At 59.7% G+C, this 24,738-nt stretch carries 25 protein-coding genes and 6 pseudogenes; 23 read left to right on the top strand and 8 right to left on the bottom strand.

The window, feature by feature from the left end; all coding sequences use genetic code 11:
* The first annotated feature begins 269 nt into the window (after positions 1-269).
* From nifH to NKJ35_RS08720, 16 genes and pseudogenes are all read left to right on the top strand, one after another.
* Entirely contained in the window at positions 270-1,163 is an 894-nt protein-coding gene (gene nifH, locus NKJ35_RS08795; protein WP_031195212.1) for a nitrogenase iron protein, read from the top strand.
* Between the two features lie 98 nt (positions 1,164-1,261).
* Positions 1,262-2,767, top strand: coding sequence for a nitrogenase molybdenum-iron protein alpha chain (gene nifD / locus NKJ35_RS08790; protein ID WP_352646368.1), 1,506 nt, complete (start codon positions 1,262-1,264; stop codon positions 2,765-2,767).
* Positions 2,768-2,895: 128 nt separating this feature from the next.
* Positions 2,896-4,437, top strand: a complete 1,542-nt coding sequence (gene nifK, locus NKJ35_RS08785; protein ID WP_352646366.1) for a nitrogenase molybdenum-iron protein subunit beta — start codon at positions 2,896-2,898, stop codon at positions 4,435-4,437.
* A gap of 63 nt (positions 4,438-4,500) precedes the next feature.
* Complete coding sequence (gene nifE / locus NKJ35_RS08780) at positions 4,501-5,991, top strand: nitrogenase iron-molybdenum cofactor biosynthesis protein NifE (protein WP_352646364.1); 1,491 nt, start codon at positions 4,501-4,503, stop codon at positions 5,989-5,991.
* A gap of 9 nt (positions 5,992-6,000) precedes the next feature.
* Positions 6,001-7,383 (top strand): nitrogenase iron-molybdenum cofactor biosynthesis protein NifN, encoded by a 1,383-nt coding sequence (gene nifN, locus NKJ35_RS08775; RefSeq protein WP_352646362.1) that lies wholly within the window; start codon positions 6,001-6,003, stop codon positions 7,381-7,383.
* Positions 7,349-7,846: a nitrogen fixation protein NifX gene (nifX, locus tag NKJ35_RS08770; RefSeq protein WP_352646360.1), complete on the top strand. Its 498-nt coding sequence runs from the start codon at positions 7,349-7,351 to the stop codon at positions 7,844-7,846. Before nifN ends, nifX begins: the two co-directional genes overlap by 35 nt.
* A gap of 17 nt (positions 7,847-7,863) precedes the next feature.
* On the top strand, positions 7,864-8,343 hold the full coding sequence (locus NKJ35_RS08765) for a NifX-associated nitrogen fixation protein (protein ID WP_352646358.1): 480 nt from the start codon (positions 7,864-7,866) through the stop codon (positions 8,341-8,343).
* A 27-nt stretch (positions 8,344-8,370) separates the two neighbouring features.
* Positions 8,371-9,156: a response regulator transcription factor gene (locus tag NKJ35_RS08760; RefSeq protein WP_352646356.1), complete on the top strand. Its 786-nt coding sequence runs from the start codon at positions 8,371-8,373 to the stop codon at positions 9,154-9,156.
* Positions 9,157-9,505: 349 nt separating this feature from the next.
* A complete protein-coding gene (locus tag NKJ35_RS08755; RefSeq protein ID WP_352646355.1) occupies positions 9,506-10,150 on the top strand; it encodes a universal stress protein in 645 nt (214 codons plus the stop codon).
* Positions 10,151-10,842: 692 nt separating this feature from the next.
* Positions 10,843-11,079 (top strand): FixH family protein, encoded by a 237-nt coding sequence (locus tag NKJ35_RS08750; RefSeq protein ID WP_352646353.1) that lies wholly within the window; start codon positions 10,843-10,845, stop codon positions 11,077-11,079.
* A gap of 413 nt (positions 11,080-11,492) precedes the next feature.
* On the top strand, positions 11,493-12,641 hold the full coding sequence (locus tag NKJ35_RS08745) for a TlpA disulfide reductase family protein (protein ID WP_352646351.1): 1,149 nt from the start codon (positions 11,493-11,495) through the stop codon (positions 12,639-12,641).
* A 522-nt stretch (positions 12,642-13,163) separates the two neighbouring features.
* Positions 13,164-13,463, top strand: coding sequence for a DUF269 domain-containing protein (locus NKJ35_RS08740; protein ID WP_352646350.1), 300 nt, complete (start codon positions 13,164-13,166; stop codon positions 13,461-13,463).
* A 25-nt stretch (positions 13,464-13,488) separates the two neighbouring features.
* The gene (locus tag NKJ35_RS08735) at positions 13,489-13,692 is read left to right on the top strand and encodes a CCE_0567 family metalloprotein (protein ID WP_352646349.1); all 204 of its coding nucleotides are present in this window, start codon (positions 13,489-13,491) and stop codon (positions 13,690-13,692) included.
* Entirely contained in the window at positions 13,689-14,006 is a 318-nt protein-coding gene (gene fdxB / locus NKJ35_RS08730; protein ID WP_352646347.1) for a ferredoxin III, nif-specific, read from the top strand. Before NKJ35_RS08735 ends, fdxB begins: the two co-directional genes overlap by 4 nt.
* Positions 14,007-14,035: 29 nt before the next feature.
* Positions 14,036-14,359 carry an exopolysaccharide production repressor protein gene (locus NKJ35_RS08725; RefSeq protein WP_352646345.1) on the top strand — a complete coding sequence of 108 codons (324 nt, stop codon included), beginning with the start codon at positions 14,036-14,038 and terminating at the stop codon, positions 14,357-14,359.
* A 228-nt stretch (positions 14,360-14,587) separates the two neighbouring features.
* Positions 14,588-15,294: pseudogene (locus NKJ35_RS08720) on the top strand (pyridoxal-phosphate dependent enzyme); the annotation flags it as partial.
* A gap of 218 nt (positions 15,295-15,512) precedes the next feature.
* Here NKJ35_RS08720 and NKJ35_RS08715 read toward each other — a convergent pair.
* Complete coding sequence (locus NKJ35_RS08715) at positions 15,513-15,998, bottom strand: GNAT family N-acetyltransferase (protein ID WP_352646659.1); 486 nt, start codon at positions 15,996-15,998, stop codon at positions 15,513-15,515.
* A gap of 450 nt (positions 15,999-16,448) precedes the next feature.
* Here NKJ35_RS08715 and NKJ35_RS08710 point away from each other — a divergent pair, with 450 nt between their 5' ends.
* From NKJ35_RS08710 to NKJ35_RS30870, 3 genes and pseudogenes are all read left to right on the top strand, one after another.
* Positions 16,449-16,577: a hypothetical protein gene (locus NKJ35_RS08710; protein ID WP_352646344.1), complete on the top strand. Its 129-nt coding sequence runs from the start codon at positions 16,449-16,451 to the stop codon at positions 16,575-16,577.
* 469 nt (positions 16,578-17,046) lie between these two features.
* Positions 17,047-17,238, top strand: a pseudogene (locus NKJ35_RS30875) (transposase); the annotation flags it as partial.
* A 38-nt stretch (positions 17,239-17,276) separates the two neighbouring features.
* A pseudogene (locus tag NKJ35_RS30870) lies at positions 17,277-17,422 on the top strand (universal stress protein); the annotation flags it as partial.
* A gap of 113 nt (positions 17,423-17,535) precedes the next feature.
* Here NKJ35_RS30870 and NKJ35_RS30865 read toward each other — a convergent pair.
* A pseudogene (locus NKJ35_RS30865) lies at positions 17,536-17,637 on the bottom strand (IS110 family transposase); the annotation flags it as partial.
* 116 nt (positions 17,638-17,753) lie between these two features.
* Here NKJ35_RS30865 and NKJ35_RS08700 point away from each other — a divergent pair.
* Positions 17,754-17,960, top strand: a pseudogene (locus tag NKJ35_RS08700) (IS110 family transposase); the annotation flags it as partial.
* Positions 17,961-18,025: 65 nt separating this feature from the next.
* Here the strand turns inward: NKJ35_RS08700 and NKJ35_RS08695 are convergent.
* Positions 18,026-18,706, bottom strand: a complete 681-nt coding sequence (locus NKJ35_RS08695) for an aminotransferase class V-fold PLP-dependent enzyme (RefSeq protein ID WP_352646342.1) — start codon at positions 18,704-18,706, stop codon at positions 18,026-18,028.
* An 881-nt stretch (positions 18,707-19,587) separates the two neighbouring features.
* On the opposite strand from NKJ35_RS08695, the gene NKJ35_RS08690 reads away from it, so the two are divergent.
* Positions 19,588-20,385 (top strand): IclR family transcriptional regulator, encoded by a 798-nt coding sequence (locus NKJ35_RS08690; RefSeq protein WP_352646340.1) that lies wholly within the window; start codon positions 19,588-19,590, stop codon positions 20,383-20,385.
* Positions 20,386-20,418: 33 nt separating this feature from the next.
* Here NKJ35_RS08690 and NKJ35_RS08685 read toward each other — a convergent pair whose 3' ends face one another.
* On the bottom strand, positions 20,419-21,171 hold the full coding sequence (locus NKJ35_RS08685) for an IS110 family transposase (protein WP_352646338.1): 753 nt from the start codon (positions 21,169-21,171) through the stop codon (positions 20,419-20,421).
* A gap of 253 nt (positions 21,172-21,424) precedes the next feature.
* Between NKJ35_RS08685 and NKJ35_RS08680 the strand changes: the two are divergent.
* Positions 21,425-22,237 (top strand): annotated as a pseudogene (locus NKJ35_RS08680) (IS630 family transposase); the annotation flags it as partial.
* A gap of 177 nt (positions 22,238-22,414) precedes the next feature.
* Here NKJ35_RS08680 and NKJ35_RS08675 read toward each other — a convergent pair.
* The 3 genes from NKJ35_RS08675 to NKJ35_RS08665 are packed head-to-tail and all read right to left on the bottom strand — an operon-like array spanning position 22,415 to position 23,110.
* The gene (locus NKJ35_RS08675; protein ID WP_352646335.1) at positions 22,415-22,708 is read right to left on the bottom strand and encodes a hypothetical protein; all 294 of its coding nucleotides are present in this window, start codon (positions 22,706-22,708) and stop codon (positions 22,415-22,417) included.
* Positions 22,705-22,959 (bottom strand): hypothetical protein, encoded by a 255-nt coding sequence (locus NKJ35_RS08670; RefSeq protein ID WP_352646333.1) that lies wholly within the window; start codon positions 22,957-22,959, stop codon positions 22,705-22,707. The genes NKJ35_RS08675 and NKJ35_RS08670 overlap by 4 nt, the downstream gene beginning before the upstream one ends.
* Before the next feature lie 10 nt (positions 22,960-22,969).
* On the bottom strand, positions 22,970-23,110 hold the full coding sequence (locus NKJ35_RS08665) for an IS4/Tn5 family transposase DNA-binding protein (RefSeq protein ID WP_352646657.1): 141 nt from the start codon (positions 23,108-23,110) through the stop codon (positions 22,970-22,972).
* 87 nt (positions 23,111-23,197) lie between these two features.
* Between NKJ35_RS08665 and NKJ35_RS08660 the strand changes: the two genes are divergently transcribed.
* Complete coding sequence (locus NKJ35_RS08660) at positions 23,198-24,154, top strand: helix-turn-helix transcriptional regulator (RefSeq protein WP_352646331.1); 957 nt, start codon at positions 23,198-23,200, stop codon at positions 24,152-24,154.
* Positions 24,155-24,283: 129 nt separating this feature from the next.
* On the opposite strand, the gene NKJ35_RS08655 is transcribed toward NKJ35_RS08660, so the two are convergent.
* Positions 24,284-24,738, bottom strand: a 455-nt coding sequence (locus NKJ35_RS08655; protein WP_352646329.1) for a transposase, incomplete at its 5' end; no start/stop codon positions are given.

The following is a 24,738-nucleotide window of genomic DNA, read 5'->3' as shown; positions in this document are numbered from 1 at the left end:
AACGATGCGGCTCGAATGAATGCGGTGACTGAGGATCGCGATCCGACGCTTTGTGTCGCCATTGTCGGGTCCGCTACATGGCTTGTTCCGACGATCCTTTCTTTGGCTTCAAGCTAAATACCTGAAAAGCAACCATAAAATTATTCTTCGGTTCGACCAGCCAAATTGGCACGAGTCTTGAAATCCTTGGGTGCGAGGCGGCGACAGCTGCCCGACCGGCATTCGTGTCGCGGCAGCCGCGATGAATGGAACGAAGGAAGGAAAGCTACATGTCAGGTCTGCGTCAGATCGCCTTTTACGGCAAGGGCGGCATCGGCAAGTCCACCACCTCCCAAAATACGCTCGCCGCCCTTGTCGACCTCGGGCAGAGAATCCTCATCGTCGGCTGCGACCCCAAAGCCGACTCCACCCGCCTGATCCTGAACGCAAAGGCGCAGGATACGGTCCTGCACCTCGCGGCTCAGGAAGGTTCGGTGGAAGACCTGGAACTCCAGGATGTGCTCAAGGTCGGCTACAAAGGCATCAAATGCGTGGAGTCGGGCGGCCCTGAGCCGGGTGTCGGCTGCGCCGGCCGCGGCGTGATCACCTCGATCAACTTCCTCGAGGAGAACGGTGCCTACGACGATGTCGACTATGTCTCCTACGACGTGCTCGGGGATGTGGTGTGCGGCGGTTTCGCGATGCCGATCCGCGAGAACAAGGCCCAGGAAATCTATATCGTCATGTCCGGCGAGATGATGGCGCTCTATGCCGCCAACAACATCGCCAAAGGCATCCTGAAATACGCCCATTCGGGCGGCGTGCGGCTCGGCGGCCTGATCTGCAATGAGCGCCAAACCGACCGCGAGCTCGACCTCGCCGAAGCGCTGGCCTCCAGGCTCAATTCCAAGCTCATCCACTTCGTGCCGCGTGACAATATCGTCCAGCACGCCGAGCTCAGGAAGATGTCTGTGATCCAGTATGCGCCGGACTCCAAGCAGGCCGGGGAATACAGGGCGCTGGCCGAGAAGATCCATGCCAATTCGGGCCAGGGCACCATCCCGACCCCGATCACCATGGAGGAGCTCGAAGACATGCTGCTCGACTTCGGCATCATGAAGACCGACGAGCAGATGCTTGCCGAGCTTCAGGTCAAGGAAGCGGCGAAGGCTGCCGCACAGTAACGACCGCTACTGACTGGGGGCGCGGCCTGACCTGGCGCGCCTTTCAAAGAATGGCGCCTCGTTGGTGAGGCGTCACCCTGAACCTTGAAAGGGGTCCCATGAGCCTGGAATACGAGAATGACGGCGCCCTCCATGCGAAGCTTATCGAGGAGGTGCTGTCGCAATATCCTGACAAGGCGGCGAAGCGCCGAAGAAAGCACCTCAGCGTCGCAAAGAGCGGCGACGAAGCTGGCGGGGATAGCGAGGTCCTTTCCGAATGCGAGGTCAAATCGAACATCAAGTCCATCCCAGGAGTGATGACGATTCGCGGCTGCGCCTATGCCGGCTCAAAAGGCGTGGTGTGGGGTCCAGTCAAGGATATGGTCCATATCTCGCACGGCCCGGTCGGCTGCGGGCAATATTCCTGGTCGCAACGCCGCAACTACTACGTCGGCACGACCGGCATCGACACGTTCGTCACGATGCAGTTCACCTCCGATTTCCAGGAGAAGGACATTGTTTTCGGCGGCGACAAGAAGCTGGAACGGATCATCGACGAGATCGAGGAACTGTTTCCGCTGAACAAGGGCATGAGCGTGCAATCCGAATGTCCGATCGGCCTGATTGGCGACGACATCGAAGCGGTGTCCCGCAACAAGGCCAAGGAGCACGAAAAGACGATCGTGCCGGTGCGCTGCGAGGGCTTCCGCGGCGTCTCGCAATCCCTCGGCCACCACATCGCCAACGATGCGATCCGCGACTGGGTGTTCGAGAAGAAGAAGAACGTCGAGTTCCAGGCCGGCCCGTACGATGTCAATGTGATCGGCGACTATAATATCGGCGGCGATGCCTGGGCTTCGCGCATCCTGCTCGAGGAGACGGGCCTGCGCGTGGTCGGCAACTGGTCGGGCGACGCTACGCTGGCCGAAATAGAGCGCGCGCCGAAGGCCAAGCTCAATCTCATCCATTGCTACAGGTCGATGAACTACATCTGTCGGCACATGGAGGAAAAGTATGGCATCGACTGGATGGAGTATAATTTCTTCGGCCCCTCCCAGACTGAAGCCTCTCTGCGCAAGATAGCCAAGCATTTCGGGCCGGAAATCGAGGCCAAGGCAGAGGCGGTCATCGCCAAATACCGGCCGCTGGTCGATGCCGTCATCGCCAAGTACCGGCCGCGCCTCGAAGGCAAGACGGTGATGCTCTATGTCGGCGGGCTGCGCCCCCGTCACGTCGTCACGGCATATGAGGATCTGGGCATGGTGATCGTCGGCACTGGCTACGAATTTGGCCACAACGACGATTATCAGCGCACCGGCCACTACGTGAAGAAGGGCACGCTGATCTATGACGACGTGACTGGTTACGAGCTGGAGAAGTTCATCGAGGGGATCCGTCCTGATCTCGTTGGCTCCGGCATCAAAGAAAAGTACCCGGTCCAGAAAATGGGCATACCGTTCCGTCAAATGCATTCCTGGGATTATTCCGGCCCGTATCACGGCTACGACGGCTTCGCCATCTTCGCCCGCGACATGGATCTGGCCATCAATAACCCGGTCTGGGGCCTCTACGACGCTCCCTGGAAGAAAAAAGCCGAGCCGTCCGCGGCGATCGCTGCCGAATGAAACCTGGCCTCCCGGAAGCCGGGAAGGCCGATGAACGCCTGCGGCCCTTTGTCCGCGGGAGACCTGAAACGTTTCGACGTCCCTGTGCCGCCGTATGGCGCGGCCAGATGGAGAAGAGGTAACCATCCATGCCGCAGTCGGCTGAAAAAGTTCTCGACCATGCGCCCCTGTTCCGCGAGCCGGAATACAGGCAGATGCTCGCCGAGAAGAGGCTGAATTTCGAATGTCCGCTCCCGGACCAGGTCGTTACCGACCAAGGCGAATTCACCAAGACGTGGGAATACCGCGAAAAGAACCTGGCTCGCGAAGCGCTTGTCGTGAACCCCGCCAAGGCCTGCCAGCCGCTTGGCGCGGTGTTCGCGGCCGCAGGGTTCGAGCGAACCATGTCCTTCGTCCACGGCAGCCAGGGCTGCGTGGCCTATTACCGCTCGCACCTGTCGCGCCATTTCAAGGAGCCTGCTTCGGCAGTTTCCTCCTCGATGACAGAGGACGCGGCAGTGTTCGGCGGCCTGAAGAACATGGTCGACGGGCTCGCCAACACGTACCAACTCTACGATCCGAAGATGATCGCCGTCTCGACCACTTGTATGGCGGAGGTCATTGGTGACGACCTGCACAGCTTCATCGAGAACGCCAAGGACGAAGGCTCGGTCCCGCGCGACTTCGACGTGCCCTTCGCCCACACGCCGGCCTTCGTCGGCAGTCATGTCGACGGCTATGACGTAACGGTCAAGGGCATTTTGGAGCACTTCTGGAAAGGCGAGGAGCGAACGGAAGCCGAGGGAACCATCAACATCATTCCGGGTTTCGACGGCTTTTGCGTTGGCAACAACCGGGAGCTCAAGCGCCTACTCGATCTGATAGGCGTGTCCTATACCTTCATCCAAGACGCCTCTGACCAGTTCGACACGCCGTCGGACGGCGAATACCGCATGTACGACGGCGGCACGAATATCGAAGACGTGAGGAAGGCACTCAACGCCGAGGCGACACTTTCGCTACAGCATTACAACACCCGAAAAACATTGGAGTATTGTGAGGGGGTAGGGCAGGCGACTGCCTCGTTCCATTACCCGCTCGGAGTCCAGGGGACCGACGACTTCCTGATGGAGGTCTCCGCGATTTCCGGCAAGCAAATCCCCGAGGCAATCCGCCTGGAGCGCGGCCGACTTGTCGACGCCATGGCGGATAGCCAATCCTGGCTGCACGGTAAGAAATACGCCATCTACGGCGATCCGGACTTTGTCTACGCCGTGGCCCGCTTCATCATGGAGACGGGCGGCGAGCCGACCCATTGCCTCGCCACCAACGGCACCTCGGCATGGGAAGCGGAGTTGAAGGAACTGCTTGCATCATCGCCCTTCGGCAAGGACGCCCAAGTCTGGGCGGGCAAGGACCTCTGGGCGATGCGCTCGCTGCTCTTCACCGAGCCGGTAGACCTGCTGATCGGCAACTCCTATGGCAAGTATCTGGAGCGCGACACCGGCACGCCGCTGATCCGGCTGACGTTTCCGATCTTCGACCGCCACCATCATCATCGCTTTGCGCTCATGGGCTACCAAGGCGGGTTGCGCGTACTGACGACGATACTCGACAAGATCTTCGATAAGCTCGATCGCGAGACAAGCGAGACGGGCGTGACGGACTATTCGTATGACCTCACCCGCTAAGCGTAACGGTCGGCTCCTCGGTGAGGCCGGTCGTCTTCCCGAGGGACTTTGGAGACCGACGCAATGTCCTCGCTCAGAGCCAAAATCCAAGATGTCTTCAACGAGCCTGCCTGCGAGAAGAACCGCGGCAGGGATGCCAAGTCGCGCAAAGAGGGCTGTTCGAAGCCGCTGACCCCGGGGGCGGCTGCCGGCGGCTGCGCCTTCGACGGCGCCAAGATCGTGCTGCAGCCGATCACCGACGTCGCGCATTTGATCCATGCGCCGCTCGCCTGCGAAGGCAATTCCTGGGACAACCGCGGTGCGGCTTCGTCCGGGCCAACATTGTGGCGCACGAGCTTCACGACCGACCTCACTGAACTCGACGTAGTGATGGGGCAGGGCGAGCGGAAGCTTTTCAAAGCAATCCGCGAGATTAAAGAAGCTTACGCGCCGCCGGCTATCTTCGTCTATCCGACCTGCGTGACGGCGCTGATCGGCGACGACATCGAGGCCGTCTGCAAACGCGCGGCGGAAAAGTTCAGCCTGCCGGTGGTACCGGTCAAGGCGCCGGGCTTCGTCGGCTCCAAAAATCTTGGCAACAAACTTGCGGGCGAGGCGTTGCTCGATCATGTCATCGGCACGGTGGAGCCCGACGATGCCGGCCCTTACGACATCAATATCCTTGGCGAATTCAACCTCTCGGGCGAATTCTGGCTGGTGAAGCCGCTCCTTGATAGGCTCGGCATCCGGGTGCGCGCCTGCATTCCGGGCGACGCGCGTTACTTCGACATTGCCTGCGCCCACCGCGCCCGGGCGGCTATGATGGTGTGCTCGACCGCGCTCATCAATCTCGCCCGCAAGATGGAGCAGCGCTGGGAGATCCCATTCTTCGAGGGCTCCTTCTACGGCATCACCGACACCTCCGAAGCACTCCGGCAGATCTCTCAGCTGCTCGTGAAGAAGGGTGCCGATCCGGAGATCCTCGGCCGCACCGAGGCATTGATTGAAGAGGAGGAGGCGATTGCGTGGAAGAAGCTCGCGGCCTACGGGCCGAGGCTCGAAGGCAAGCGCGTGCTGCTCAACACCGGCGGTGTGAAGTCCTGGTCGGTCGTCCATGCGCTGATGGAGATCGGCATCGAGATCGTCGGCACCTCTGTCAAGAAGTCGACCGTCGAAGACAAGGAGCGCATCAAGCAGATCCTCAAGGACGACAACCACATGTTCGAGCAAATGGCGCCGCGCGAGCTTTACGCCATGCTCTCAGAACACAAGGCCGATATCATGCTGTCGGGCGGGCGCACGCAGTTCATCGCGCTGAAGGCCAAGACACCCTGGCTCGATATCAACCAGGAGCGCCAACATCCTTACGCCGGCTATGACGGCATGGTGGAACTCGTACGCCAGATCGACCTCGCCATTCATAACCCGATCTGGTGTCAGGTGCGGGAGCCGGCACCATGGGATTGCCAGCCTGCGGTGAGGGAGGAACTGCCGCGCACAAAGAGCGAGACCGCGACCTTGCATGTTGTCCAGGAATTCGCCGGCACGACGACCGACGATTTCGGCGAGTGTTGAGGAAAGCCGATGGTCCGCATCCTTCCCAAGACCAAAGCGGCGGCGGTCAATCCGCTAAAGTCATCGCAGCCGCTGGGTGCCGCCTTGGCCTTTCTTGGCGTCGACGGCGCGATGCCGTTGTTCCACGGCAGCCAGGGGTGCACCAGCTTTGCGCTCGTGTTGTTCGTGCGGCATTTCAAGGAAGCCATCCCCTTGCAGACAACGGCGATGGACGAGGTGGCGACGATCCTCGGCGGGGCAGAGCATCTGGAAGAGGCGATCCTCAACCTCAAGGCCCGCACAAAGCCAACGCTGATCGGGGTCTGCACGACGGCGCTGGTGGAAACCCGGGGCGAAGACTGCGCAGGAGATATCGCCAATATCAGGCTGAAGCGCACGGAAGAACTCGCGGGTACGGAGGTGGTGCTAGCCAACACACCGGATTTCGACGGCGCGATCGAAGAGGGCTGGGCCAAGGCTGTCACCGCCTTGATCGAAAGGATTACGCGTCCCGGCGAGCAGGCGCGGCAGTCGAAGAAGATCGTGATCCTGCCTGGCTGGAATCTCACTGTGGCTGATATCGAGCATTTGCGTGAGATGGTTGAAAGCTTTGGACTCAAGCCGGTGATTCTGCCGGACGTCTCCGGCTCGCTCGACGGTAGAGTGCCCGACCGCTGGATCACGACCACCTATGGCGGCACCAGTGTCGAGGATATCCGTGAGCTTGGCACGGCCGAGCAATGCATCGTCATCGGTGAGCATATGCGCCGCCCGGCCGAGCTGCTGCAGAGGTTGACCGGCGTGCCTTACGTGCTGTTCCGGTCGCTGACTGGATTGAAGGACGCCGACCGGTTCGTCTCGCTGCTGTCCGCGGTTTCGGGCGCGGCGGCGCCGGCTGGGGTGCGCCGTCGCCGCGCGCAGTTGCAGGACGCGTTGCTCGACGGACATTTCCACTTTGGAGGCAAGAAAATTGCGATCGCTGCTGAACCAGACCAACTCTACCAACTCGCGAGCTTCTTCATCGGAATGGGCTCCGAAATCGCGGCGGCGGTCACCACGACCGACATGTCGAAAATTTTGGAGGAAGTACCGGCGCAGTCGGTTCAAATCGGCGATCTCGGCGATTTGGAAGCTCTTGGCGCCGGCGCTGATCTTCTCGTCACCCATTCCCACGGCCGCCAGGCGGCGCAGCGCCTCGGCATTCCGCTCATGCGGGTCGGCTTCCCGATCTTCGACCGGCTCGGCAGCCAGCACAAGCTCACAATCCTCTACCAGGGCACCCGCGACCTGATCTTCGAGGTTGCCAACATTTTTGAAGCCAACCGGCACGCGCCGACGCCTGAGGCGCTTGATCCACTCCGTAAGCGAGAAATGCCAGATGAGCTCCGTTCGTCGCCTCTCGCTCGTCACTGACGAGGTCCACGCACTGACACCGAAACGCCAAGCCGGCGCATTGCGCGTGGCGATCGCCACGCAGGACATGAAGAATCTAAACGCCCATTTCGGTTCGGCCAGGCGCTTTGCTGTCTACGACGTGATGCGCGAGGAGTGGAATCTCGTGGAAGCCGTGGCCTTCGATGACGTTTCCGACGAGCGCGGGAAGCATCAGACTGAGGGCGATGACCGCATCACCCCGAAGGTGGAGGCGCTGAAGGGCTGTCATCTCCTGTTTTGTCTGGCGATCGGAGGGCCTTCGGCAGCTAAGGTTGTTTCGGCAAAAATTCATCCGATCAAAGTGCCGCACCCCCAAACCATCCAAGAGGTGCTGTTGCGCACGCAGATGATGCTCAGGACGTGTCCTCCCCCTTGGCTGCGCAAGGTGCTGACGCAGGCAGGTGTCGCTGAACACAAACCGTCCTTCGAAAACGAGGACTGAAATGAGGAGTTGGCGAAATGTCTGACGCCGTGGTTAGCCCTGATGTCGCCGAAGACGAGGCGGCCCTTGCCACACCGTTCGTCAAATGTCTCGTGCGGCTGGTCCGGGCTCATGATTCGCACGGGTCTTGGGAAGAGAAATCGGACGCCGAGCTGCTGGGCGACTTCATCATCACCAGGGAACAGCGCCGTGCGATCCCGATCATCGGCGATCCCGATCCGGACGTGCTGTGGAGGCTCGAGATGTTTTACACCGCCGTCGGGCTTGCGATCGAGGAGCGCTCCGGCCTGATGGCATCGCCGATGATGGAGATGAGCCATGAGGGCTTTGGGCGCGTGCTTTTCACGGCCGGGCGGTTGGTCGTTCTGTCGAAGACCCTGCGCGACGTCCACCGGTTCGGCTTCGAGACGTTCCGGAAACTCGCCGCGGCCGGTACCAAACTGGCCGGCGATGCGACCGCAGCCATTGAGGCTCATCCCGAGGTGGCGCGGGCGTGATGGAACCGATTTTCGATCAAGGGGATCATGTCAGGCCTTGAGGACATGCGATGGCCAGCCCTCTCAATCGAGGCGGTCGAGGCCGATGTGGTTCTTGGGGTAGCGCTGATGAAGCCACTGGTCCTGATCTGTTCGCAAGATGCTGAGTTGTATCTGTTCCTCAGCCACATTCTGGGAGTGGACGGCTTCACGAGTGAGCCGGCAGGCGGCGTGAAGGAAGCACTTGCATTGGCCGATGAACGGGAGCTCCAGGCGGTAGTGCTGGACTGCGGGCCGGCAAGCGCGACAGGCTCCACAATCTGCGCCCGGTTCAAGGGGGAGCCCCGGACCGGCGGCCTGCCCGTAATTGCGCTGATCGCGCCCGGCGCCGAGAACCAGCACCTTGACCTCTTGAAGGCTGGTATTGACGAGAGCTTTGTGCGGCCCTTCGCGCCGGCCAAGCTGCTTGACTGTCTACGGATGAAGCTGGCGCTGCCAAAGCCCGGTTCGAACGGGATTGAAAACGGCGGCTGGATCTCCTGTGGCGACCTTGAGATAAGGCTCGATGCCCACCGCGTTCGGGGTAATGGCCACGAAGTCCACCTTGGGCCGATCGAGTTCAACCTGCTGCGGCTTTTGCTTGAAACTCCCGGCAAAGTCTTCACCAGAGACGAGCTGATCAGCGCGGCCTGGCCGGCCAATATCCATGTCGGTGTACGCACCGTGGACGTCCATATCAGCCGGCTCAGAAGGGCGCTGAAGGCGGCCTCCCCCTCCAGCGTCATTCGTACCGTCAGGTCGGCCGGCTACTCGCTCGAGTGGCCGGACGGCTGAATAGATAACCGATGTGGTGCCACTCCGCATGTCCGCCGTGCTGAGGGCAAGTCTTGCGGCTTCGAAACGCGCCGGCAGGTACGACATATTCAGAAAGAAGCAGTCAAATGGTTTTCAGAAGCGTACTCAGTGTGACGGGAGCTGACCACTCCGATCAGGATGTCAGGACAGCTGCCAGCTTGTGTGCCGAAGTCGGCGCGTATCTTTCCGTACTGGTGATGTCGCCCCGCCGCTCACTATGCCTTCTCCGCTGCTCGGCGATGGCATCCCCGAGTGGCCTGGACAACGCGCACAGGCCATCGCCAGACTGGACAAACGGTTTAGGCAGATCGAGAGGTTTTCACGGGACATGGCCAACCTGGAAAAGACATCCAGGGAAATTCAGAAACAGCTGAGAGCCATGCGGCTTTGCTATGACGTCGATACCGACTACTGCGATCAGGCCAGCGTCGGTGACGCGGTGCGACAGCGGGCGCTCTGCAACGACCTGGCAATCGTCGGCCCCGCACTTCTCAACGACATTAATCTCAGCCCCCTTGTTATCAACGGCAGCCTGTTCGATACCGGAAAGCCGGTGCTTGTCGTCCCGGAGGGCGCTGAGGCGACACTGTCGCCACGGCGCGTGCTGGTCGGCTGGGATTCGCGCGTCGAGGCGTCCCGTTCAGTTCGGGAAGCGCTGGATCTGCTAGCCGATGCTGAGGAAGTTCGTGTCGCACTAGTCGATCCGGAGGCGACCTGCACCGGAAACGGCGCCGAGCCGGGAGCCGACATCGCTGCCTATCTCACTCGGCACGGTGCTCGGGTGTCGGTTGACCGGCTGGCGAGCGCCGGCAAACCAGTGGCCACGGTGCTCGCGCAGCACGCAATCGACACGTCTGCCAACATGATTGTCATGGGTGCCTATGGCAGCCGCCGGATGCGCGAGCGGCTCTTCGGTGGCGTAACGAGATGGATAGTGGGGAAGCCACCATTGCCGCTGTTTTTGGCTCGCTGACGGGTTTTGAAGCAGCACCGATGCTGTTCGAAGCTCTACTCCCCTGGGTCACCTATCCTGATGCGAAGCCCGAGAAAGGTCGCGGCAAACTAGCAGGTTTCGCGAAGTTCCTCGGAGCCAATCTGCACGCGCCCTCGCCGAGAACCTTCCGGACGTCTCTTACGCGGGTTCGGGCGTTCTGCTCGCCGAGACAATCCGTAACGCGCAGACCAACGGCCGGGCAGGGCCCAGGCGTCCTAGCGCTCAAAACACCGATACTTGGGTCGGCGTCAGGTCGAGAAAGCGAGTCGTTTCAGCGCGGCAGGCCGCGTTCGGACCGTAGCCGCATCGTATTGGCGTTATCACGATTTCCCTCACCACTGGCCGGGAGCTGAACACCGCAACGACCGTGCAGCGGCCAAGGCACCGACCTTCGAGTCGGATGGTCGGGCTCTTGCCGGCCTCGGCGCGAACGATGACATCAGTCACGTTGTCATCGGCTGGGATGGTAGCCGGGTCAGCGGCGAGGGCGGCCGCATCTTCAGCGTTTTCTGTCTGCCCGGCCCATCGCGTGGCGATCGAGCGGCCTTGAGGCTGGTCAAAATTCCGACAACGCTCACATTCGCACCAGGCGATCCGTGTAGCGCCTTAGCACAGGGAACACAGAAAATATCGGCACAAAGCAGGAACCCCGGAGAGCTCACCGGCCGCACATGCCGGCACTCATCCTGGCCTTTTTCGCCACGATCATAATCGTCGAGCTGACGATGGCGGTATTGGCGAGCCGAAGCTGGACCGGCTTCGTCGTGAAAAATTCCCATGTCGCCAGCCAGTTCAATCGCAAGGCGGGCGAGGGGGCACAGGCCGCGCTCGGATGGAGCAGCCCTTTGCAATCGCAAATGGCGAGATCCGCTAACGCCTCCGGACCGGAACGGCAACCGGTGGCGTGACGCGGACCATGATGACGAGTCCGGCGGTAGCCAACGCAGTCATGATGTCCACGGCCTCGTCCCGCGGCCCGAATGCATATTGAGTCGTCCGGGCCACGCTTTTCTGCCCGGCGCGAAGCGGTCATGCGTGTCCAAAAACTGACAGCGGCAGAAAACATGTCGGGTTCAATACAACCGGCCATCTTGGCAGATCGAGGCTTTTGAAACCGAAATCATGGGATTACTGCGCGCTGAGTGCGCTGGCACGGCCTTTGCGAAGTGTGATGCGGCAACACTGAGTGAAGGCTGGCTGCACGCAGACGTGCGAGACGAGCGATGCTCTCCTTTGCTTGAACCCGTGTGCCCCTCCCTGAGGGAGAAACAAGCTCGCGCATAAAGTCGCGCAACCTTTGGCAATAGCTTTGGAGAGCAACATGGTATTGCAGATGGAGTCACCGGCTCCTTCGATCAAAGTGGAGAACTGGCTGCGTGGCGAGCCCCTTACGAACCTCCAGCCCGACAAAGTGTATATCGTCGAATTTTGGGCAACTTGGTGCGGACCATGTGTGGCGGCAATGCCCCATCTGGTGCAGCTCCAGGAGAAATACAAGGACAGCGGACTTGAGGTCGTCGGCATCGCGGCTGATGAAAACGCTCCAACGGCCGTTGAGGCCCGAACCAGGTTGGACGCGTGGTTGACCGAAAAGTGCTCGAACCTGAACTTTCGGATCGCGTTCGACTACACAGGCGAAATGAACAAGCGTTGGATGGAACCCAGCTTTTCTGTCGGGATTCCGACCTCGTTCGTGGTCGACCGAGACGGCGACATCGCCTTTATCGGTCATCCGACGGAACTCGATGAGGTCTTGCCGAAAGTGCTTAACGGCAGCTGGCGCACCAGCGATCAAGCGAAATCCGCCGATACAGAGCGGATCGCCAAAAACGAACCCATAGCGCGCGAACAAGCGTTGAAGAAGCCGATCAATGACAGATTTTGGGCGGCGCTGAAGGCAGAGGATTGGAAGACGGCGCTCTCGGCGATTGAAGAGGGCATTGCCTTGTTGCCGGACAACCTCAATTTCCGCCTGGCTCATGCGAATCTGGTGCTTCACAAAATGCACGACATGTGGACCGGCTTGCCCCTCATGCACCAATTGGTTCGCGACGCGATCGACAGAAACTCCGAGGACTGGATGATCGCGGCGCTAAACCAACTCTTCCATCCGAACCTTGACCATTCGCGCTTTCCGTCTGCTGAGCGCTTCGCGATAGGCAAAGAGCTGTCCGAACACGTGCTGGCACTGAATCCCCCGCAAGGCGACGGCCCAAAGTTCTGGTCTTATCCGGCGGTCGCTCGGTATTATCATGAGAGCGGCAACAAAAATCGCGCGATCGAGTTGGTAGATCTGGCTCTGAAGTCGCTGGACGGTCCGGAGCCTATCCCTGACGAACTGAAAGAGCACCTTCTACCGGAGTTGCTACAGGCCTTGGCCAACTACAAGGATGAGAAGGTTTGTCACGGCGCTCTCTGCGCGGCACCGCAAAAGAATTTTTTGCCGAAGGTATCAAAGCGCCGCCCGTAAAAGGGGGTGACGGTTGGAATGTGTACTGGCCAATTCGTCCATTTCCCTGGCGCGGCCGCAGCAAGGAGGGTCCATGCAGCACAGTGTGGATCGCTTGCAGCGGGTTCGAGGCTCCAATCTTGCGATGACCTCCGGCCGCATCGCGGCGGAAGCGATCCTCGGCGCGAATTCCGGTCGGGGTGGAAGACCTCGCAGTCGAGGACGTGTTCAAGGTCGGCCACTGGGACATCCATTGCGTGGAATCGGCGGCCCCGAGCCGGGCGCCGGCTCCGCAAGTGTGGCCGAAGTAGGCGTCCCCGAAAAAAGAAATCGTCCATCGAGGGCGAGGACTGCAATGAGGAGAACATGAAATGCCTGAAGCCGCGGTCAGCCCTGCTGTCAACGAGGACGAGGCGGCCCTTGCCACCCCGTTCGTCAAATGCCTCGTGCGGCTGATCCGTGCTCAGGAGTCTTACGGCTCATGGGAAGGCAAATCGGACGCCGAGCTGCTGGCCGACTTCATCGTCACCAGAAGACAGCGTCGTGCGATCCCTGTCATCGGAGAATCCCGATCCGGACGTGCTGTGGAGGCTCGACATGTTTTACACCGCCGTTGGGCTTGCGATCGAGGAGCGCTCCGGCCTGGTGACACCGCCAATGATGGAGATGAAACCCATGGGGGCTTCGGACGATTGCTTTTCACGGCCGGGCGGTTGGTCGCTCTGTCGAGACATCCACCGGTTCGGCTTCGAGACGTTCAGGAAGCTCGCGGAGGCCGGTACGAAACCGGTCGACGATGCGACTGCAGCCATTGAAGCCTATCCCGACGTGACACGGGCGTGAAGAAACAGATTTCGAGGAAGGATTTATGTCAAAGCTAGATGAGATGGTGAAGAAAGTCCGAAAGCTTCAGCTGCGCGCGGCAATTGCCAAGATGAAATTGCGCGACCTTGCAGAGAATCTGCCGGGAAAATGGACGGAGTTAGACGATGTTGCCGAGGAAACGTCGGCCGTTTTTGCCGAGTTGGATGGTGCCAAGAGAGCGCTCGCTGCAATGAAGAAGTTACGATGACGAGCACATTCACCACCCGCGACGGCTCCGGATGGGTGCCGGAATATCTCACCGCTATAGACGGCACGACCTGCATCGGCTGCGGCCGCTGTTTCAAGGTCTGCTCGCGCGAGGTCATGCATCTTTACGGCGTCGATGACGCGGGTGAAATCCTCGGCGCCTGCGACGACGGGGATGACGATTTCGACGGTGAGCTCAATCGCATGATCATGGTCGTCGCTCATGCCGGCCGCTGCATTGGCTGCGGAGCCTGCGCCCGCGTCTGCCCGAAGAACTGCCAGACCCATGTTGCGGCCGACCAGGTCGCAGCATGATCTGACGAGACAAAACCAGGAGAACGGCGTTGCCCTTAAAAATATTTTGTCGCGTCCTGGGGCTGGTGCTGTGCAGCACCGCACTGACTGTCTACTTCGCTTCTTATTCCATCGGCACAGTAGTCGTCACGACGCTGGCTTGTTCGCTGCTCCTTCAGCTGGCGTATTTCGCAAGCGTGCTCTTTCTGATCTGGCGGTCTGGCTGCGCTAGCAGAGCTGGCCAAATGGCTGAACATTTCGGCAGTTGCAAGGAAGTTGGATCCGAGCCGCCGGACCTTGATGAGGCAACGAATGAATCCGCAGATTTGCTCCAGCACGATCGAATGCTGGCCATATCGCTGCTGCTGCCTTGAGGCGCCATGACAAGGTCAGTGCTCAAGTTGGCGCCACTTTGGACCAACCTAAACATCGACCAGAGACGATTAGGAGGAATACTGTGCTTGAGAAGTCGATGGTGACCGCAATCCGGTCATTCTAGTTAAGACTCTTCAGCCGGACAACGCAGACGACGCCAAATCAAAGGCGCCTAGAATGACTCGTGAATGGCTAATTCAGCTTCATCGCGTGTCGCCGGAGAGAAAATGCTGGAACAGTTCGAACGCTATCCGCTCACCTTTGGACCCACGCCCATCGAGAAGCTCGACCACCTCTCCAAGCATCTGGGGGGCAGGGTGGAAATTTACGCCAAACGCGAGGACTGCAACCCCGGTCTCGCGTTCGGCGGAAACAAGCTGCGCAAGCTGGAATACATCATTCCCGACGCGATCGCGTCAGATGCAGATGCGCCCGTCACCGTCGGCGGCATCAAGTCCAATCACACAAGATCGGCATGAAATGTCTCCTGGTTCAGGAGAGCTGGGTATCCCATGAGGATGACGTCTACGACCGAGTTGGCAACATTCTCTTGAGCCGCATCATGGGAGCAGAGGTGCGCCTGGTCCATGAGGGCTTTGACATCGGTATCCGCCGCAGTTGGGAAAAAGCGCTCTATGAGGTCAAGGGGAAGGGCGGCAGACCCTATGCGATACCAGCCGGGTGCATCTGTTCACCCGAAAGGAGGCCTCGGCTATGTGGTTCGCGGAGGAGGTGCGCGCTCAGGAGAAACAGCTTGGGTTTGCCTTCGACTACATCGTCGTTTGCACGGTCACAGATTCAACGCATGCCTGCACGCTCGTCGGATTCGCCGAGGACGGTCGACAGCGCAACGTGATCGGTATCGATGCCTCTGCCACCCCCGCAAAGACCAAGGGCGCAGGTGCTAAAGATTGCCCAACATACAGCGGAGCTCGGAGGGTGGCGGTGCGCGCGAGAAGGTCGCGAGGCACGTCGGCGATGATCGCCTCCGCGCTACGGCAGGTTCAGACCGATGAATTCTTCGAGGGCCCTCGTGCGGCCGGCACACGAAGCTGAGCGCGGCCCGCGCGGCCGTGAGCAAAGCGGGACTACAGATCTCACGATCCAACACCATCGGCTTCCGAGGATGTAACCTTCCCCATCACCTGGGCATCACTGAGTCGAACGGCGCATTTCATAGCACTGATACTCCGTTCCATAAGCGACAATCGGGCGGAGGCAGGAAAAGCCCAGTCCGGTTGCCATTCTGAGAGACCGTGCATTCGTCGGGCTTATGAGAGCGAGCAGCCGATCGACAGGTTGGGTTGTCAAGGCGAGTTCGATCACTGGCTTAAGGCTTTCCGGCCCAATCCTTTGACCGGACCTTGCTCCGAACAAGGCGCATCCGATTAGAATGTCGCTATCATCGAAGCGGCTTACTCCGGACCGCCCCACGAAGCGCAAGTCACCATTGTGTTCTCGTTCATAGACCATCCAGAATCCAATCCCGTAGGTCTGCCATTCCTGAAGGTAGAAGGATAACTGTGCATCAGACATTTCCCGCGTTGGCGGAATTCCCTGCATCGTTGATTCGACTATTAGCGGATCACATTGAAGGCGATGCAGAGCATCGGCGTCCCAAGCACTTATCGGGCGCATGAATAAGCGCTGCGTTTCTAGATTCATGTGAAGTCCCACCCAGTTCTAGAGATGCGCCAGCAACGACAGCCCAGACACGAAGGTGGGTAAGGACGCGTGGCTGCGAATGAGGTGGGCGTACCCTCGAAGTAGCGCATGATGCGGCCGTAACCCTCCATCAATCTCTGACCGGGCATTCGCCCGTATTCGATTGCGCATCCTCGATAGGGCCGCGGCATTACGCAAGGGGCGCGTTGACGGCGCCAGCTTGTAAAAACGAGAGCACTCGTGCCGAATAGACATTGCCAATAGGTTGCGACAAAGCCTTCTCCTTGGTCCGTGACGTTCTGCGGATACCTAAGCATGTGACGTGCCAAGCAGAAAGCTATTTCAAAATACAGCATAGATCTAATAATGCTACGTCGTATGTCCGACATCGTCGGACATACGACGAACGCGGAACGCGGTTGAATGTCCAGTGAATTCCGCTTCCTGTTCTTCGTGGATTTGCCCAGGCTGATCGTCATGCAGATCTCGTTCGGACTGTCCTATAGCGTGTCGGCCGATCGCAGCATGCGTTTCCCGGTCACGGGCAGATGAAGCCTGAGCAGCTCGCGAGATCGATCGATTGCACAAGGAAGTGGCCAAGCTGAAGGCGGAGCACGACATTCTAAAAACTGTCACCGGCCTGTGCCCGCCTGCGCGCAGTAGAAACAGCCCGTGCTACCCTCGCACCTCGGAGGGTAGCGGCCGTCAGCTTATTGGAGGCGCAGTTCCCGTTAAAAAACGTGGTCCATGGGTGCATGCGAACTTGAGAGTTGTGACGGCGTTCCAACGGCGATCGCGATTAGGAAGATGAAGATAGGGCATAGCCCAGAGCCTCCCGCACGAAATTTTTGATGGAGGATTTGCGATGCTCAAGATGACGACCGGCGCTGGAGCTCTACGACACCTACCAGGCCAAGATGCTCGACTGCGACCGCAAGCTGGAATCCTTGATAGTCGAGAGCTGACCGACAAAGGGGCAAAGCCGATCGGCAAGCTATCCAGGCCACGAGTGAAGACCAAGCAGGTCAACACACCGTCGTTCGATGTCAGAGCTGCACTATATGGCGTCCCTGGCGTTGATCTGACCGAGATCCATGGGTTGGGTCCGTCATTGAAGCTCATTGGCGAATGCGGGACGGATCTGAGGGCATGGCCGAGCGCCAAGCACTTCACCTCCTGGCTGTGTCTCGCGCCGGGTAGCAAAATCTCCGGCTGTCGGTCGATTTGCGAAACTGACCCCCTACGAAATACCTGCTCGCGCAGCACGCAATCGACCGCCGACATGATAGTCATGGGCGGGCGCTTATGGCAATCGCCGGCTGCGCGAGCGGCTCTTCGGCGGCGTGACGAGATGCATAGTTGGGAAGCCATCATTGCCGCTGTTTTTGGCTCGCTGACGGGTTCCGAAGTAGCACCGATGCGGATCAACGCTCTGCCCCCGGGGCGCGTGGAAGTCCTCGCAGTCGAGGAGGTGTTCAAGGTCGGCCACGGGGACATCAATCGCGTGGAATCGCTTCACACAAGGCTTCACGTTTGACGGTGGCATCAGGCGGACTTCATGGCCGAGATCCGCCAATTCTCGAGGCCAATGATGCGATGTGCTCCTTAGCTCGGGTTGCCTGACAGCAAACCCACTGTGATGACGGGAGCGGGAGCCATCCGCAATGCAGATTACCACGGTGGGCCTTGATCTGGCCAAGCGCATTTTTCAAGTTCACGCCGTCGACGCGCCGAAAGAATGATGCGGTGGACGCGGAAGCGATTTGCGAAGCGGTGACACGCCCGACCATGCGTTTTGTCGTGATGACGTCAGCCGAGCAGCAAGCGGCCCTATCGCTTCATCGCACCCGAATTCTGATCAAGCAGCGTACGCAGCTAGTGAATATGATCCGCGGCCTGTTGGCCGAGTTCGGCATCGATATTCCCGAAGATTTGGAGCGGGCGCTTTAGCTAAAAAGCATGGACATCATTGCAGCCGCCGCGCCAAGGCGTGGGCGAGTCTAATCCTGATGATAGCGATTGAATTGCTGACGTGTCGTTCGGGACGGAGCGGCGCCGCCGCGGGGGGGAGCGGCCGGCCGCATTGCCGCGCTCCTTGATGACGTCCAGGACGCGTCGATGTCGGAAGAGGTGTTGAACATGGCAAGGGAGATGCGAACGCCATCGCGCTCGGGCGACACGCGCACATCCTTGGTGGCAAAGTAGTCGATCCATTCATCGGCTGGCAGCGCGGCGACATAGATATGCGGTGCACGGTTGGCACGGTCGCGGGGGCCAACAAGCTTGATGTTGAGGGCATCCAGTCCTGCTATGAGCCTGTCGCCCAAATCGCCGCAATGAGCCTCAATCTTCTCAATGCCGATTTCGTTGATCAGATCGAGAGCCGCGCCGAGTCCTTGAATAGCGGGCAAGTTGAAGTTGCCGAGTTCGAAGCGGCCGGCCGTGAGAGCAGGTGCCATGTCGTCAGGGCGGGCGATGAAGTCCGCTGGCGGATTTTCAAGGCTGATTGTCGCCAGATACGCAGGCTCTAATTCCGTGCGGGCGCGATCCCAATAGAGCAGGCCCAAGCCTTGGGGAACCAGGAGACCCTTGTGCGTGCCAGAGCCGATGAAGGTGGCGCCGACCTTCTTTGCATCGATCCGTATCCGGTTGAAGACGTCCCTGTTCGGAACCCCACACAAAGAGGGGCGTAGTACCGCCGTTGCGGCGTGAATTATATGGTTTTGTTACTTTTGCTCTCACGACCTCTTCGGCGGCACGCCGATTGCGTGGGACACGGCGGAGTTGCATGGACACGGCGGAGGATAGCGGCCGTCCAGTCTCCGGCCGATGCGGTCTATAAGGACTTGCTCGAACTCCTCCGAAAGAATGAGGGAGTAGCTCATGCGAATAGCCGTTGTGTGGAACGATTATCGTGCAGGCGTGATTAACCGGTTTGGCAGCGTCGTCGGCAGGAATTCGGCCGGAAGACGGTTAAAAGCATGGCGGCGGCACTGCAAGAGGGCGGCTACGAAACGCCGATGTGCCAAAGCGACAAAGGGTTTCGTACGCTCGAGCGGTTCATGCCATGCGGGCCCATCGTTTTCAAAATGGAGTACGGAATTCAGGGTGGGTGCCGTCTCACCCGTGTACCAGCCATGCACGAGATGGCGGGCGTTCCGTACCCCCCCGTTCCGACCCGCTAGGGCATGGGCTGGCGCTCGACAAGGTCATCACCGAAGGCTCGTCTGCGCTGTCGGTGTGCCGACGCCGAACTTTCGCGTGATGCGTCGGGGCACCGGGAGTACCGGCAGCCTGCGATTCCCAATGGTAGTGAAGCCGCGTCACGAATCCGACAGTGGCGAAGTGCAGCTCGAACATGAGCCCGCTCAGTGACAATAGATGTGATCGTCACGCAGTACGCGCAGGAGGCTCTCGTGGAAGAATATACAGAATTGGCTAAGACAATTGTCCCTCTAAACTTGCAGAGAAATTCGAGGGTCAGGAGGGATAAGGGGCTGCGCAGCGGAGCGACTTGCTGTCAGAAATACTCAAAATTGAGGTTCGCCAACGCGAAGTCACAATGAGCTTAAACGTCAATTCGGATGGTCCGTTGGATCGGGCCTTTGCAATCCTTGATTTTGTGGCCACTCAACTCAAAGCGGTTACTGCGGCGGACATTGCCAAGAATCTCGACCTGCCCTTGCCAACTGCCCATAGATTGATCAGCAACCTCGAGTCCCGCGGGCTGCTCCAGCGTGCGGCGGGCACGAAACGATTCGTTATCGGCAACACCTTGGTCGTGCTTGCGGCTAAGACGATTGGCTCCGCCTTTCGGACGGCACGTCGCCACGCAGTTCTTCAGAATGTCTCAGCAGAAATCGGGGAACAATGCGAAATTGGTATCGTACGGGACAATGCTGTCGTCTATGTCGTCAGCGTACGCGTTAAGCCCCCTCAAGGACTACAATTCGACCCTGGGCATAGCGCGCCGCTCTATTGTACATCAACTGGTAAAATTTATATGAGCAGGCTGCCTGTGAAGGCGCGTGAAAAGCTGGTTCGGTCTCTGCGTATGGAGCAGCATACCGACAGGACGATAACCGATCCTGATGCTCTTCTCACTGGTTTAGAGGAAACCCGCAGGGAGGGATGGGCCCGGACCAACGAAGAGTTCGTCAAAGGTGTGGTTGGATGCGCTGTTCCAATTCTGGCCCCGGACGGAACTTTGATTGCTTGCCTTGGTGTGTCGGTACCAGTTGCCCGCGTCAGCTTTGAAGAACTACAAAGCTTTCGTGAGCCTTTGGCCCGAGCAGCGAAGTTTCTATCCGAGACGATACTGCAGGCCAGCAGCGACTTTGCCGAAGAAGACTCTTACTAAGGCGCCTATCACATTCCATAGCTTTCGGAGGTATCACAGGCACACTTTGGTTCCGATTCGAGCGGCGATGGCGCGCGCGAGTTCGCCCTTGGCGTCGGCTTCGGCCTCGGCGGCCATTGTGGTGGGAGCGGCGCGCAGCCGGCCGAGCACATCGGCGACGCTGCGCCGGCCACAATACTGGTTCTGGGCAAGGAAGGCAGCCATGCGCTTCTCACCCAGGCGGTTGGCGCTTTCGGGTGTGGGATAGCGCTGGAGGAAGGCCAGTGCGATCGGGCTTGCGATGTCGGCGAACAAACCGGCGGCGCCAGGCCAGAAGCTTTCGAGCAGGGCTCGCAACTGGTTGGCGAGGCCGAGCCTTGTGGCGACGAGATCGTCGCGGCCGCGCACCAGCGCGCGCAGCGCCTTGATGGCATCGGACTGAGGCCTGAGCGGGGTCAGCCTGTGGCCGTCGGTACGCAAGATGTCGGCAAGGATGTAGGCATCGCCAGGATCGCTCTTGGCGGCGACGGCGCGATAGCGCGGCCGGCACGCCTTGACGATATTGGGATGGACCGGCGTGACGATGAAGCCGGCATCGACCAGCGCGTCGACGAGCAGCCCGCTGGGCCGTTCGATGGCGATCGGCGTCTCTTCGGGCCGGCCATGCCGGCGCAGGCGCGCGATGAGATTGGCAAGCCCGTCGCGGTCATGGGCCACGACAAAATGGTCGAGGACCTTGCCGGCAGCGTCGACGATACAGACGGCGTGACTGGATCCGCCCCAGTCGAGCCCGACGAAAATGGTCATGGATGCACCTCACAGAACTGGAGTATGGTGCCCGGTGCCGGGAGCCCTCACGGGTTGCTCATCAATCGGCGCTCTGGACCCATCTTGGCCGACGTGTCCGTGGCGCATCTTCCTGTAGCCCGTCTGTGGCTCCCGGCCACCGAAACGCCGCAAGTCTCATGCGGGCCCTCATCGGGCAAGCGACATAGGCAGTCGCCTCGGTGGCGCGGGACCAACGCCCAATCAGCTCTTAAACTGATTCAACGCAATCGTGAGGTTGCCTGATGAGCAGCAGGCCGAACTGGCCGCGCTTGTGGAGAAGGGCTCGGATCGTGCCGTCGATGGGGTCCTTCGCTGGCGGCGGATCGACCTGAAGAAAGCCATCAAGGACCGCTTCGGCGTTGATTATGACGCGCGCTATGTCGGGAAGCTGCTGCACAAGCTCGGCTTCTCCCACATGAGCGTGCGATCGCGTCATCCGGCGCAGGATGCCCATATCATCGAGGAATTCAAAAAAACTGGCCTCGCACGCTGAAGCGCATCTTTGCGACTTGCCGCCGCGCACGAAGGTGGAGGTCTGTTCCAGGACGAAGCAAGGATCGGCCAGAAGAACGGGATTGTACGGCAGTGGGCCAGACGCGGCACGCGGCCGCGACAGCCGGCCGACCAGCACTACAAGGCCTACCTGTTCGGCGCCATCTGCCCAGCACGTGGTACCGGGGCGGCTCTCGCACTGCCGTTTGCCGATACCGAGGCCATGCAACTCCATATCAACGAGATCAGCCGCCATGTCGAGAAGGGCGCCCATGCCGTACTCGCCATGGATCGCGCCGGATGGCACACCACCGCAAACCTCAGCATACCGGACATCACCCCGATCTTCCTGCTGTCGCGCGCGCCGGAGCTGAACCCGGTCGAGAACGTATGGCAGTATATGCGCCAGAACTGGCTCTCCAACCGTGTCTTCGACAGCTATGACGATATCATCGATACGGCCTGCGACGCCTGGCAGAAACTCCTCGCAGCTTCCGAGACCATCACATCAATCGGGATGCGCCAATGGGCCCATGTCGGTCAAACCCCATGACTCTTGGTATAAGTCAGAACCTGCGGACTGTAGCGCTTCTGTTTGCCCTCGTGCGGCAATGTGTTGATGGCGGCGAACTTCACCTGCAGCCAGGTCGTCTCGTCCTGATCGACCGTAATGCGATGACGTCCCGCCCAGTGTGCCGCCGCAAGTTGGGCAAAGACGCGATGAGCAGGATCATGTGGGGCAGCCGTCGGCAGGCCGCTCGGCCAGCCTGTTCGTCTGCACCCGCACCAGGAAGCTGGTACCAAGGTCCTGCGCGGTGCAATAGAGCTCGTAGATGTCGCTCTCCCGGTCACCCACATGCACACAGCGGTCCGGCGCGCCCACGAGCGCGATGGACTGGCGCAGGTTCTCCAGCCAGCGGTAGCTCTCCTTCGTCTCGATCGGCACGCGCGTGGGATTGGTGTGCCGCTTGAGCGCGAGCGTTCCATTGAACTTCGTTCGTGTCCAGAACTTCGCCGCCTTCAAGCCGAGGGGGTGCCGGTGAGGGTGACGGCCAGGCTCGAATGCATCAGCACCCCGCACAAGGTCAGCACGTTGGGCTGCCCGGCCTTGTAGCGCCCGGCGTTGATGGTTTTGGTGAAGCCGATTTTGCCCTGCTGCGAGCGGCCATAGATAAATTCGGTCGTGTCCTGCAGGATAAGGATCGGACCTTCGCTCGCCGCAACGCGCGCCGCGCTCGCAGCGAAATGGCCAGCGAGAACGCTGTGTTCGGTCACACGCGGGTTGTCAAAGACGGTAGGCCGCCTTCGCTGCCGCCCAGTCGCCGCAGGCCGCCCGGATTGGCTTGCCCGGCGCTGCTGACAGCTGATCCAGCAACCGCTGCAGCCGACGAGCCAGACGATACGGGACAATAGGCCCGCCGGCCATGTCGGTAATCAAAAGCCTCACCGGAGGCGTACGGCGGACTGGGGATGCGGATTTTCATCGCGCGGTTGGCACGAACCTTGATCCTCGATGCGGGGCGGCAAAAACCGACCGACTGCGCGCGAAGCCGATACCTCCTGCCGAGACAGCTTTGTGCGCGATAGCCAAAACATGCAAGGCCTGTCTGCAAAGGAGATGCCCATGGCTCGCTTGCGGTTAGCTCCGATCAAATTAGCTAGAGGGGCAACAACCAGAGTATACGAAGAGTTTTCTGCTTTCCGCGCCACGCAGTTATCGAACGCTGCTAACGACTGGGTCGCGGTTGAGTTCGGTCGTTACCTCGACCAGACCTACGGTGTTGTTCAACCTCGAAAGCTCTTTGATCTGATGGTTGCATTTGCGCAGAAATTTGACTGCTCATGGACTGCATATAGACCTCTTGCACACGGTGCAAAAACTTCGGAGCTGCTCTACGGTGCTCCGGAACCAATGCTAAATTATCCAAGTGAATGGCAGAAGAGATATCGAGATATGGGTTACGGCCAGATAGATCCCGTCATAAAGAGAATTAAACGTCGACCAGGCGCAGTTCGATGGACGGACGTGTACGCTGATGCAACCACGACCGAAATTGAGCGACGCGTATTTGACGAGGCTGCAACGTTCGGCCTGAAATCCGGGGTTACGGTTCCGTTATACGGCCCAAACGATCGTTTTGCGATCACGAGTTTTGCCAAACGTACTGACCATGAGATTCCAGGTAAACTCATTATGTACTTGGAGTTAACCTCGTTACATTTTCACTTGAAAATTAGTTCGTTGAATGAGGGCCGATGCATTGAGTCAGAAGCCGATCTTTCTACCAGAGAGAAGGAGTGTATTCTCTGGGTTGCGAGGGGCAAATCATCGTTGGATATAGGGAGGATACTTGGGATATCAGAAAATACAGTCAACTTTCACATAAAGAATTGCATGCGTAAATTTGGATGCAATAGCAGAACCGTCGCGGTTGTAAATGCGCTGAAATCCGGGATTATCAACACGTGAACGCAGCAGCGTGGCTTTGGCTATCTGAAGGCGTGCGTTATCGGTAGAGTAGAGAACATCCAGTTGATGCGAGCGCCACTGGTGTTCGCAGCGGGACTGTCAGGAATTCTGTGCGCGAGGCCGGTCTCGTCATTGGCTGACGAACCTCTCGCCGAAGACAACGGCGAACTGGGTCTTGGCCTCGAACCATCCGCGCGGCGGTCGTTTCCATTCCTCAGCCGCATGGTTCAGGACCAGATATAGCAGTTTCATCGCCGCGTCGTCACTCGGGAAGTGTCCGCGGGTGCGGACGGCGCGGCGCAGCTTGGAGTTCAACGCCTCAATTGCATTCGTCGTGTAGATGATCCGGCGCACGCTTTCTGGGAAGGCGAAGAACGGCACGACGTGCTGCCAGTTGCGCCGCCAGCTCTGAGTGATCGCGGGATATCGCTGGCCCCAGTAGCCGGCCTCGAATTCCTCCAGGGCCTTCATGCCGGCTTCGGCGTCCTTGGCCCGGTAGATCGCACGCAGCGCCGGCACGACGGGCTTGCGGTCCTTCCACGACACGAACTCCAGGGAATGGCGGATCAGGTGCACGATGCAGG

It is taken from the genome of Mesorhizobium sp. M0136, assembly GCF_040322515.1.
Classification (GTDB): domain Bacteria; phylum Pseudomonadota; class Alphaproteobacteria; order Rhizobiales; family Rhizobiaceae; genus Mesorhizobium.
The sequence above is the reverse complement of the archived record's forward strand: the minus strand, read 5'-3'. Positions and strand labels throughout refer to the sequence as shown.

Bases quoted from the DNA above. Each gene is read 5' to 3' on its own strand.
- nifH (WP_031195212.1), top strand. From the start codon at position 270: ATGTCAGGTCTGCGTCAGATCGCCTTTTACGGCAAGGGCGGCATCGGC.
- nifD (WP_352646368.1), top strand. From the start codon at position 1,262: ATGAGCCTGGAATACGAGAATGACGGCGCCCTCCATGCGAAGCTTATC.
- nifK (WP_352646366.1), top strand. From the start codon at position 2,896: ATGCCGCAGTCGGCTGAAAAAGTTCTCGACCATGCGCCCCTGTTCCGC.
- nifE (WP_352646364.1), top strand. From the start codon at position 4,501: ATGTCCTCGCTCAGAGCCAAAATCCAAGATGTCTTCAACGAGCCTGCC.
- nifN (WP_352646362.1), top strand. From the start codon at position 6,001: ATGGTCCGCATCCTTCCCAAGACCAAAGCGGCGGCGGTCAATCCGCTA.
- nifX (WP_352646360.1), top strand. From the start codon at position 7,349: ATGAGCTCCGTTCGTCGCCTCTCGCTCGTCACTGACGAGGTCCACGCA.
- NKJ35_RS08765 (WP_352646358.1), top strand. From the start codon at position 7,864: ATGTCTGACGCCGTGGTTAGCCCTGATGTCGCCGAAGACGAGGCGGCC.
- NKJ35_RS08760 (WP_352646356.1), top strand. From the start codon at position 8,371: ATGTCAGGCCTTGAGGACATGCGATGGCCAGCCCTCTCAATCGAGGCG.
- NKJ35_RS08755 (WP_352646355.1), top strand. From the start codon at position 9,506: ATGGCCAACCTGGAAAAGACATCCAGGGAAATTCAGAAACAGCTGAGA.
- NKJ35_RS08750 (WP_352646353.1), top strand. From the start codon at position 10,843: ATGCCGGCACTCATCCTGGCCTTTTTCGCCACGATCATAATCGTCGAG.
- NKJ35_RS08745 (WP_352646351.1), top strand. From the start codon at position 11,493: ATGGTATTGCAGATGGAGTCACCGGCTCCTTCGATCAAAGTGGAGAAC.
- NKJ35_RS08735 (WP_352646349.1), top strand. From the start codon at position 13,489: ATGTCAAAGCTAGATGAGATGGTGAAGAAAGTCCGAAAGCTTCAGCTG.
- fdxB (WP_352646347.1), top strand. From the start codon at position 13,689: ATGACGAGCACATTCACCACCCGCGACGGCTCCGGATGGGTGCCGGAA.
- NKJ35_RS08715 (WP_352646659.1), bottom strand. From the start codon at position 15,998: ATGCGCCCGATAAGTGCTTGGGACGCCGATGCTCTGCATCGCCTTCAA.
- NKJ35_RS08710 (WP_352646344.1), top strand. From the start codon at position 16,449: ATGTCCAGTGAATTCCGCTTCCTGTTCTTCGTGGATTTGCCCAGGCTG.
- NKJ35_RS08690 (WP_352646340.1), top strand. From the start codon at position 19,588: ATGAGCTTAAACGTCAATTCGGATGGTCCGTTGGATCGGGCCTTTGCA.
- NKJ35_RS08685 (WP_352646338.1), bottom strand. From the start codon at position 21,171: ATGACCATTTTCGTCGGGCTCGACTGGGGCGGATCCAGTCACGCCGTC.
- NKJ35_RS08665 (WP_352646657.1), bottom strand. From the start codon at position 23,110: ATGGCCGGCGGGCCTATTGTCCCGTATCGTCTGGCTCGTCGGCTGCAG.
- NKJ35_RS08660 (WP_352646331.1), top strand. From the start codon at position 23,198: ATGCGGGGCGGCAAAAACCGACCGACTGCGCGCGAAGCCGATACCTCC.